Genomic DNA, 9,798 nt, shown 5'->3' with positions numbered 1-9,798 from the left:
TTTGAGAGGAACTCAATATACTGTACCTGCTCATGTTTTAACTTGCTTTTGGACGTGTCTGCCATAGATCTTATGCTTTTTGCAAAGGTATAAAACGGTTGTTGTTGCCTGTTTGGAAAAAAACGACAAACGAAAAAGGCCCTTCAACTTTGTTAAAGGGCCTTCGTGTCCGTAACAGCTCTCTCAGGCTGGCGGTAATACAAATTCTGCCGGGAACTTTTGCTGAACAAGATTCTCCGCTTCTATCAGCATGCCGCCTATGTTTTGCAGATTGAAATTAATACCCAGTTCTTCCAGTGCGGTCTGCGTACGCATGCCTATCTGCCCGTCAATATTGCCGATCACTTTTCCGAGCCGTATCAGGCAGGATTGCAGCGCCGCAGCCTGTTGGTTCTGGCCAAAGGTATCTACCTGTACGCCTATTGCCAGTATGCTGCTGGCAGAAGCAGCGGTATACGGCTTGAAGTTCGTTCCCTTCTTTTCTAAATAATATTGGTACACCAGCTGGTGGCTTCCCCTGCAGTCAAAATGCCAGGCTTCAGACTTTGATTTCTGGGGTTTATCTATGATAGGCACCAGGCCAAACTTCCCGGCTATTGTCCAGAAGTCTGCCAGCTCTATCTTCATCGCTTTCAGATCAAGATCAAAGGCCCTTCCTGATTCATGAAAGCTGCCACCGGGAGGCGGACTAAAGGCTTTCTTCTTGCCGGATATAAAATCCTGGTGTGACTGGGCCTGCATATCATGGCTGCGGAACAGATCACTTAAGATCAGCTTACCGCCCTTTTTTGCAAGTGCTTCAGCTGTTTTGAAGATAGCGATGTGCGTATCAGGGGTGCATTTAGCCATGCGTGCAGGCAGGGGAAGCAAATCCCCCAGCTTGTTCTTATAAATGGAAATGATGTCAATGGGAATCAGGGGCGATTTCATGTGAATATTATTTTAGGGGTTATGGGTATTATACCGGCTTTTTGTTTTTGATCATTCCCAGGTAGCTCTCTGTATGATCCGTATTCATTTCAATCCACAATGGAAAGTGGTCGCTCATCTGGTAGGTCCTGAAGTCATTAAAAGCTTTGTCTGAATCAATCTTTTTACTCTGATGCCTGTTGATCCTTGCAGCGTAATCTTTGAGGTTGCCAAAAACTGAATCGTAATATTTGAAAACACCTGCCTTTGTAAAAGTGATGTCGGAAAACTGGTTGTAATACAGGATCTGGTCGTAGATCTTGTCCTCTTTGGCATTGCTGAACAGGTTCTTTCCCAGGATCGCATCAGGTATTTTAAAGGCAGAGGAGGTGGCTGCTTTGTAGGTAGGGCTTTTGGTATCCTCGATATTGAAATCGCCCAGCAGGAACACATTGTAAGCCTCCTTCTTTTCTATATAGTATTTTTTGAGATGGCCGGTAATGGTGGCTATTTCATTCACCCGCCGCTGGTACTCTTCAGAATTTTTAGCGTCTTTTCCATAGTAGATATGTGCCGTGCAGATATCAAATTTCAGCCATCCCGACTGGAACCGGACAATATAGGGTGATCTTGCGAACTGCGTGGTATCATCTGATTCAGGGAGAATGATCTGGCCTGCAATGTTGCGGAATGCAACGGTACGTTTATCATATACGAAGGCCAGCCGCTCCCTGTTACCGGAGGCTCCCTGCGTAACAACACTGGTGAACACGCCCCAGTCGTTGCCAAGAATGCGGCATATTTTGTTGAAGTCTCCCAGCTGGTCCCTTACTTCCTGTATGGCTACCAGGTCAAACCTGGAAATGATCTCTGCAATGTAATACAGCGATTCCGGCATACGGCCTCCGTATTTAGTGTTGCCCAGTTCCCGCAGGTTCCAGGTGCCGAGGATCAGATTGCCTGATAATTTCTTTTCGGGGATGCCTTTCTTTTTATCGCTAAGCTGCTCTCTTAACCGGATGATGTTATCTATTACGGCATCGCGGTCTGCTTTGTCTTTAATATAGAGGGGTTGTTCGCCTATGGCGTTGAGGTAATAGTAGTTCATGACAGTGAATTTGTTTAGTTATACAATTGTGGTGATTGTACAGGGAATGTATATTGGGGCGCATAAATCAGGGGTTGCTGGTATTACAATATTAAGGAAAAAGCACGGAATAGCAGCTTTCAGCATAAAAAAGGGCCGGCCGGAGGCCAGCCTCACTTATTTGCGGTATTATTACCATTTGGGATGCCGCTTCATGTCTTGTCCCAAGCCGTATCTAAAAATCCAATTTTACCGCCAGGGCCGGGTTGGAATTGCCTAAAAGCCCCGGCTGCATCTTAACAGGGGGCTTCTGCATTTCAAAACCTGAAGAAAGGTTCATTGCTTTCCTTTTATTGCTGCCCGCAGAAATAAAGAAAGGAATGCTTACAAGCGAAGTAACAATACCGGTGCCGCTCATGAAAACAAGTGGTACCGCTGCTTCAGCGGCTTCGTCGTTGTGCTGGGAGGCAACAATAATACCTCCGGCAAAGAGCGCAACGCCGCTTCCCAAAATAATCCAGGCAGCCGTTTTCTTATTTTTACTGCTTTTTTCATAGTATTCCTGGCTGCGTAAAGGAGCTGGGGTGCTCCGGTCAAATATGTTTTTCGAAACCAGCTTATTCAGCACCAGCCCGGCAGCAAAATTTAAAGTGCTGATGGGCCGGTATTGCGAAGAAATCCCGATATGCTCCGTAAACCCGAATTTTGTAAAATGAATGGATGCGTAGGGCGCCAATGCAGAAGTCCCCATAATACCAAAGCCGCCGGATAAATAGATGGCTCCATTCCTGCGAAGCGTATAAAATTCGTTTGAAAGATATTCCATGGAGTAAATACCATAACCAGGATCCAAACTGGCGTAAAGCCTCCATTTTGGGATCGGATAATAATATTTCAGCGTGGCAAAAACCGGTATGTATAATTTACTGTGTTCCTCAAATTTAATAGGTCGCACGCCTAAGCCTATGGAAAGGTTCTTTGCCAATTGGGCATTCCCGGTAATTTCTGCTCCGAAACCTTTTGTTTTCGAGAAAACGCCTGATGCGCCCAATTGCAGGCTGGATTGGGAAAACGAGGCCTGTCCGGATAATAAAAATAAGGTGATCAATGTGAGGGATAGCTGTTTCATGCGCTTGCGGCCGTTCATAACTTTTAGCTCTTTTTCAACTGCCAAAAACAAATATAAGCATCTTGTTACGGAATAAACTCCTTTTTAATTCCCAGTTTTTTCATCCTGGATTTTAAGGTAGAAGGGGGGATGTTTAAAATTTCAGCGGCTGCTCCTGCACCCCAGATCCTTCCATTGCATTTTTTCAGGATTGATATAATATAATCCCGTTCATTCTCGTGAATGGTCTTTATGTACGAGCTTTCAACGCTTGCCGCGGATGTTTTTTGAATGGCCGGCAGCTGAATATCTTCTATCAGGCTGCCCCGGGCAAGCAAAATGCTTCTTTCAATCAAATGTTCAAGCTCACGGATATTACCGGGCCAGTTATAAGCCATCATGCTTGTTAAAACGTTGTCTGAAATACCACTGATCTTTTTCCCGGATTTGTAATTGTAATAATTCATGAAGTGATAGGCCAGCGCAGGAATATCTTCCTTCCGTTCCCGCAGGGGCGGAAGCCGCACGGGAAAAACATTTAAACGATAATACAGGTCCAGCCGGAAACGCCCTTCTGCAACCTCTTTTTCAAGGTTTTTATTCGTGGCTGCAATAATCCTTACGTTGATCTTCAGGGTATCCCGGCCACCTATTCTTTCTATCTCTTTCTCCTGCAATACCCTTAATAATTTTACCTGCAGCTCAAGGGGCATTTCTCCAATTTCATCCAGTAAAATAGTGCCATGGGCAGCTTTTTCAAACTTGCCGATACGTTTATCATGCGCGCCGGTAAAAGCCCCTTTCTCATGGCCAAATAATTCAGATTCAATTAAAGTTGGAGGCAGCGCGGCACAATTCACTTTTATAAACGGCTTGTTTTTCCGGGTAGATAAATTATGAATAGCATCGGCAATTTTCTCTTTCCCCGTCCCGCTTTCCCCGAGCAACAGAACAGAAGTATCTGAATAGGCTACCTGGCCTACCAGGTCCATTACATTCAGCAAGGCAGGGCTTTTTCCGATAATAGTTCCAAAATCCGGGTTTGGATCAGCTGCTTTACGATGGGGAATGCTGGTAAATGATAATGCCGGTCTTTTTTCATTTGCAGCAATACTGTTCATCACAGCGATCAGTGGTTGCTGCAGGCGGAAAAGCAGGTCAAGATGTTCTGCGTTATAGCCTTCTTCCAAACGGCGGAAGAAGCTGAGCGAGAACATATAGCTATCGGAGCTTATGAACGGCAAAACCAGGTTGGAAGAAAACCCGGACATTTTTGCAAGCAAAGCTTTCATGGGATGAAGGGAAAGTAATCTTTTAAAATCATCACCGTTATACCACTTTGCCGTGTTATCAATGGGGCTTTGTTCAAGCTGGCCTTTAATTTCTTCCATGGGTCTGCCCGACATGGTTGAAAGGCTGTTCACATCAATGGTCTGGTATTCACTAAACCCCGTTCGCATAAATGCAAAACAACTGTATTGCCTGCTCTCCAGGGGCTTGTATTTTACCTCCATACAATCGAAAGGTATGTGCTTTTGAAGCACCTTAGCCGTTTCAATCACTTTTGTGTTCCAGTTCCCCTCTTCCTTCTCAATGTTAAATAGGTCTTTTGTAAGCTGCTTTTCGTTGCGCCATTTTGATTCCTGGTTGTGTTTATGGCGGTAGTGTGCAATTTCAAGCGCAACAAGGAGATCCTTTTCCCTGAAGGGCTTTACTAAAAACCCATAAGGCTCGGTGGTTTTGGCTGCATTCAGCACCTCCTCATCAGAATTGGCCGATAAATAAACGAACGGAATATTATCGGCAGAGAGCTGTTTAGCCAGGTCAATCCCTGTTTGCCGGCCTTTTAAAAAAATATCTACCAGCACAAAATCGGGCTTTTCACTTTTTATGAGCTGCTCTGCCTGTGAAACCGACCGCGCAATGCCGGTAATAATATAACCTGCCTGCGTAAGCATCATCCTCAGGTAATCGGCTTCCACAAACTGGTCTTCAACAATTAATATTTTCTCTTTCATGGGAATAATGTTTTAACGCTTATTTATGATGGCAAAGGATCATAAATAAATTCCAGGGTTATGGCGGTTCCATTATAACCGCTGATGCTGAATTTTCCGTCTATATCTTCACTCAATCCATACATAAGCTTCATGCCCATTGACTGTGGAACTGCGGTAGCAGCACTTTGCCGCAGCCCAATTCCATCATCACTGATGGTTAATAATAAATTATGCTCCGATTTATGCTTTAATGAAATATTGATGGTGCCATGCTTATTACCCGGGAAAGCATACTTGATCGAATTGGTGATCGCCTCATTCATAATAAGTCCCAGTGGAACGCAATGCGAAAGATTTAATTCGATGGGTTCAATCTGTAAATTGAATTGAACCGATTTGCGGATATTAAAGCTGTCCCGCAGGTAATCTGCCAGCTCATATACATAGTCCGGCATATAGATGGCCGATAAATTCTCTGACTGATAGAGCTTTTGATGAATGAGCGACATGGCCTGGATGCGGTGGTGGCTTTCACTCACGGCTTCAATAGCTTCATCTGTTTTAAGATATGCTGATTGGGTTGCCAGCAGGCCCGACACCGTATGGAAGTTGTTTTTTACCCGGTGATGGATCTCCTTTATGAGCCATTCTTTTTCTGTAACTAAATGTTGAAGGGCAAGGTTCTTCTTTTCGATCTCCTTTTGCTGAACCTTTAATTTTTTATTAGCCTGTTGCCGGATCCATGAATTATTTGCCTGCAGGCCTATAATAATAAGCAGCAGTATACCAACACCAATAACCCAGTTACGGGTTTGATTGGCCTGTGCTATTTTATTTTGCTGCAGCCTGGTGGCATTTTCAAGCATCTTGATATCCTGGTTTTTCTTCTCCGTTTCAAACTCTATCTGCAGCTGCTCAATGTGATTGCTGGTGGTTTCATTTAACAAAGAATCACTTAACAGTTTATACAGCTGGTAATGGGAAATGGCGCCAAGATAGTTGCCTTGTATAGAATCCAGCTTAAACCATAAATAATGATTGTGGTTTAATTCTAAAGGACTTTGAATGGCTTTGTAAAAAGTGTCTGTTCCCGCAAGATGTTTACGGGCCAGCTCATATTGATGGGTAGCCAGGTAAAATTCCGTTACCGGGTATTGGACCTCGCTCTGGTCCGGCTCGTACTTATCAAGCTTTTTGGAAATAGCTAAGAGCTGGCCGCAATATTTTTGGGCTTGGTGGTATTGCTTTAATTCTTTATAAGTGATCAGCAAGCTTGCAGTGAGATAGAGCTGTGAATAGATCTCCTGTGTAGGATATTTTTGTTGGGCCTCCTGCAGAACTTTTAGTGCTTCATATGGTTTATTTAATGCTATAAGCGTTCTGGAGATCTTGGAGCTTAGCAAAACAATGGTTTCAGCGTTGTTATATTTTTTTGCTATGTATAATGCCTTTTGGAAATAATCATAGGCGGCATTATATTTTTTCATATGGCTATAGGTGGAGCCTATGCGGTTGAAAATGGTAGCCAGCTGAATAGTGGTATCATGAACGGATGCAGCAGCATTTACGGCAAGCAGCCCATATTTTAAAGCTTGTTCATTATTTCCGGTAATACTGTAAACAGCGCCTAAAAGGTCATAAATACCTTCAAGATTGGGATATTTAATGGATTGGTATAATTGAAGGGAACGATGCAGCACAGATAAGGCCTTTGTATAATTCCCAATTAGCTGCAGCAGGTCGCCCAACTCTTTCAGGATATCTGCTTCCTTTAATTTACTTCCTGACTTTTGAAATGCGGGTAAGGCAAGTTCTTCTACTATGCGGATCCTTTTTGTTAATTCATCATTTTTATTTATTGAATGATAACCTGACAGATCATAGTAAGCATAACCTAGCTCCAGGAAAAAGCCGTGCGCTTTAAAAATAGCAATAGCCTTATCCGCAAATTGCCTGGCTCTGGCCGTATTATTTTGTACGTGAAGGATCTTCGAGAGCTGTTCGTAACTATTTCCAATGCCTTTGGGATAATTTAAATTCTTGCTAAGCTGTTCAGCCGCATATCCGTATGATAGCGCACTATCAAGGTCTTTTTTACTGCCGGATGCTTTTTTGAAATAATGTTCGCTTAACTGCAAAAGCAGGTTTACTCTCAGGGTATCTTCTTCACTTTTTTTCAATTGCAATAGCAAACCGGCGCCACTATGATCCGGTTGCTGCGCAGCAACAACCGCAGAATAAATAAGCGCTGCCAGTATAAACACATATTTAATTTGCCTTCGCATAATGTGCGGAGATATTTCCTGGTGGTTCCTGATTGGAATTAAAAACTGTTTTTGGAGCTAAATATATATAAATAATTCGCGTTCCTTTTGCTATCCTTTTAAAGATACAATTAATGCCGTTCTATTTCGTGGTATTGTTTTCAGCACCGCGATATTTCGCGGTGGCTTTGCACTTCACTTTCATCAAGTGTTTGATTGATACTTATTTAGGTTGATGGCACCTTGTTTGGTGCTGGAAAACAATTATTAACCAAAAAACGGATCGTGCAAAATATTCCTCCAAAAACAATAGTTTTTATTACAGGCGCTTTTGTCGGTAACAATTGCTGGGATGAATGGCAGCGCTATTACGGGCAGCATGGATACCAGACAATGGCCCCTGCCTGGCCCCATAAGAATGCTTCCCCTGAAGTTTTGCGTAATAGCCATCCTAACACAGAGATAGCTTCCATGAGGTTACCGGCATTAATTGACCACTATGCTTCGATCGTGAAAGCATTGCCGGAAAAACCCATATTGATCGGGCACTCAATAGGAGGGCTCATTGTGCAGCTTTTATTACAGGAAGGCCTGGGCGCTTTGGGAATTGCCATTCACTCCGTACCGCCGCAGGGCATCATCACCTTTAAGCTATCGTTTTTAAAAGCAGGCTGGGGCCCGCTTGGCTTTTTCACTCCGGCCGGGAAATCATTCTTAATGTCTTTTAAGCAATGGCAATATGCATTCACCAATGGAATGAGCTGTGATGAGCAAAAAGAGGCTTACTACAAGTTTGCTATACCAGAATCAAAGCTTATTGTAAGAGACACCATAACAAAGGCTGCCAGCATAAAGTTTGAAAACCCGCATGCCCCTTTGCTGCTTACTTCAGGCAGCGCGGATCACACCATACCAGCTTCTCTCAACTACGCCAACTACCGGAAATACAGGCACAGTAATTCCGTTACGGATTACAAGGAGTTTGAAGGGCGCAATCACTTTGTGCTGGGCCAGTCTACCTGGAAACAGGACGCTGATTATATTCTTGAATGGATAGGGAAGCAGGCAAAGTAATAGCTCAGACACAATTTAAATAACCGTATAAAATTTTCTGCTATGAAGTTAACGTTCGTTCTTGTTGCCGGCTTTCTTTTTGCGGCATGTAATAACCCGCAGCCGGATCTGAAAGCCGCCGGCCCTGTTAATACAGATACCGTTACCGCAACGCTGCAGCCTGCGCCGCCGCCGGCCAATTTTAAAAGCGCCACCGTCAAAATTAATGGTACCGGGATCCACTATGTTATAGGCGGCTCCGGCGAGCCATTATTGCTGATCCATGGATTCGGGCAAAACTGGTATATGTGGAACCGTTTATTGCCGGAGCTTTCCAAACACTTTACGGTTATTGCACCTGACCTGCCGGGCCTGGGTGAAAGCGATAAACCTGATACCGGTTATACCAAAAAGCAATTAGCGCAGGATCTGCATGGCCTCATAAAGCAGCTTGGCTACAGCAATATAGATGTAGTAGGCCATGATATTGGTCTGATGGTAGCCTATGCATATACCGCGCAGTATAGTAACGAGGTGAAAAAGCTGGCACTGCTGGATGCTTTGCTGCCCGGCGTGGAGCCTGTTTGGAGCGAAGTAAGGGCAAAGGCCTGGTGGTTTGGCTTTTTTGCCCTGCCAGCATCGGCAGAGGTGGTTGCCGGAAAGGAAAAAGAGTTCCTTACAGGTTTTTGGCCCGTGGTAGGACATGTACAAAACGCATTTACCAAAGAAGAAACAGATGAGTTTATACGCGCTTACAAAACCCCAAGATCAACCTACGGCGCTTTTCATTGGTTTGCTGCTTTTGACCAGGATGCACTGGATAATAAGGAGTTTATGAAACATAAGTTAAAAATGCCTTTGCTGGCAATGGCGGGCGAATACGCAAGCGCCTTTTTGCCGGAGCATTGCAAACTGGTTGCGGAGCATGTAACACCCTCTATCATTAAAGGAGCCGGGCATTGGATCGTGCAGGAAAATACCCCACAGGTGCAACAGGATCTGCTTGCATTTCTGCTCGAAACGAAATGATCTTCCATTAATCAATAATAAATGAAACTTATGTACACAGTTAAAATAAACCTATTATTCCTGTTATTGCTGTTTTTTGTTGCTTCGGCAAGTGCACAGTCTGAGGGGAACGGGCAGCTGAGAATGACGCAGCAGGAAATTATCAATACAAAGGCAAGCGGTGTATCTGCGCCGGGTTCTTCCAACTTAAGCGCGGTACAGGTGATCGTTATTCACGGCGATCCTTCCAAACCCGGCCTGTACACCATTTTGTTAAAGGTAGCGGCTAACACAAAAATTCCGGCCCACCTGCATCCGGATGACAGGATGTGTACCGTAGTAGCAGGAACCTGGTATTTTGGATACGGC

8 protein-coding genes are annotated in these 9,798 nt (G+C 44.1%); 3 read left to right on the top strand and 5 right to left on the bottom strand.

The features are described from left to right. Nucleotides 1-183: 183 nt before the first annotated feature. From VIM87_RS13775 to VIM87_RS13755, 5 genes are all read right to left on the bottom strand, one after another. A complete protein-coding gene (locus tag VIM87_RS13775) occupies nucleotides 184-930 on the bottom strand; it encodes a hypothetical protein (protein WP_331997552.1) in 747 nt (248 codons plus the stop codon). Between the two features lie 28 nt (nucleotides 931-958). Then, nucleotides 959-2,017, bottom strand: a complete 1,059-nt coding sequence (locus VIM87_RS13770; RefSeq protein ID WP_331997551.1) for an endonuclease/exonuclease/phosphatase family protein — start codon at nucleotides 2,015-2,017, stop codon at nucleotides 959-961. Between the two features lie 214 nt (nucleotides 2,018-2,231). Next, nucleotides 2,232-3,143, bottom strand: a complete 912-nt coding sequence (locus tag VIM87_RS13765; RefSeq protein WP_331997550.1) for a hypothetical protein — start codon at nucleotides 3,141-3,143, stop codon at nucleotides 2,232-2,234. Between the two features lie 47 nt (nucleotides 3,144-3,190). Then, a complete protein-coding gene (locus VIM87_RS13760) occupies nucleotides 3,191-5,122 on the bottom strand; it encodes a sigma 54-interacting response regulator (protein WP_331997549.1) in 1,932 nt (643 codons plus the stop codon). Between the two features lie 23 nt (nucleotides 5,123-5,145). Continuing rightward, nucleotides 5,146-7,389: a histidine kinase dimerization/phosphoacceptor domain -containing protein gene (locus tag VIM87_RS13755; protein ID WP_331997548.1), complete on the bottom strand. Its 2,244-nt coding sequence runs from the start codon at nucleotides 7,387-7,389 to the stop codon at nucleotides 5,146-5,148. A 264-nt stretch (nucleotides 7,390-7,653) separates the two neighbouring features. On the opposite strand from VIM87_RS13755, the gene VIM87_RS13750 reads away from it, so the two are divergent. The 3 genes from VIM87_RS13750 to VIM87_RS13740 form a co-directional block, all read left to right on the top strand. Next, nucleotides 7,654-8,442, top strand: coding sequence for an alpha/beta hydrolase (locus tag VIM87_RS13750; RefSeq protein WP_331997547.1), 789 nt, complete (start codon nucleotides 7,654-7,656; stop codon nucleotides 8,440-8,442). Nucleotides 8,443-8,484: 42 nt separating this feature from the next. Next, a complete protein-coding gene (locus VIM87_RS13745) occupies nucleotides 8,485-9,450 on the top strand; it encodes an alpha/beta hydrolase (protein WP_331997546.1) in 966 nt (321 codons plus the stop codon). Between the two features lie 30 nt (nucleotides 9,451-9,480). Then, on the top strand, nucleotides 9,481-9,798 hold a 318-nt coding region (locus tag VIM87_RS13740; RefSeq protein WP_331997545.1), incomplete at its 3' end, for a cupin domain-containing protein.

This window comes from Chitinophaga sp., assembly GCF_036569125.1.
Taxonomy (GTDB): Bacteria; Bacteroidota; Bacteroidia; order Chitinophagales; family Chitinophagaceae; genus Chitinophaga.
Note: the sequence above shows the minus strand (reverse complement) of the source record. Positions and strands in the feature narration are given on the sequence as shown.